The following is a 573-nucleotide window of genomic DNA, read 5'->3' as shown; positions in this document are numbered from 1 at the left end:
TCGAAGATCGCCTGCGCGCCGAGCCCGCCCTGCGCGAGCCGCTGCTTGAACAGCCAGACTGTGCGCGCGTCCGGGATGCGCAGCTCGTCAGCCAGGCCGCAGAAGCGCTGGAAGCTGCGCCGGTCCAGCAACTGGTGCTCGGCCTGCTCGTCCGACAGGTTGTAGAGCGCCTGCAGAAACAGCACCTTGACCATCACGACCGTCGGATACGGAGGCCGCCCGCCCTTGCTGCGATCGGGCCTGGGGCAGGCCGCATCCACCGCAGCCGCCACCTGCCCGAAGTCCACCAGCTCGCCCATGTGCTCCAGGCTATCGGTGTACTGCTGCAGCTTCACGTCCCTGTGGTGCTGCACGAACATGTCGCCCTGCGGCGCCGACGCCTGCTCGGTCTTGGTCTTCTTGCTGCTCATCCCCGCATCATGCCGCAGGGGCGGTTTCTAGAAGCTCCCTGTAGCGCCCGATTCCGCGGCCGCAAAAGCAAAACCCCCGCTCGCCAAATGGCGACCGGGGGTTCTGGGTGTAATAGCCTGACGATGACCTACTTTCACACGCGAATGCGCACTATCATCGGCG

Annotated in this window: 1 protein-coding gene; it reads right to left on the bottom strand. The window is 65.8% G+C overall.

Going from position 1 to position 573, the window contains the following annotated elements; all coding sequences use genetic code 11:
- Window positions 1-410, bottom strand: a 410-nt coding sequence (locus tag D3A59_RS25105; protein ID WP_170162400.1) for a transposase, incomplete at its 3' end; no start/stop codon positions are given.
- Window positions 411-573 lie beyond the last annotated feature (163 nt).

Source organism: Caldimonas tepidiphila (assembly GCF_003569765.1).
Lineage (GTDB): Bacteria > Pseudomonadota > Gammaproteobacteria > Burkholderiales > Burkholderiaceae_C > Caldimonas > Caldimonas tepidiphila.
The sequence above is the reverse complement of the archived record's forward strand: the minus strand, read 5'-3'. Positions and strand labels throughout refer to the sequence as shown.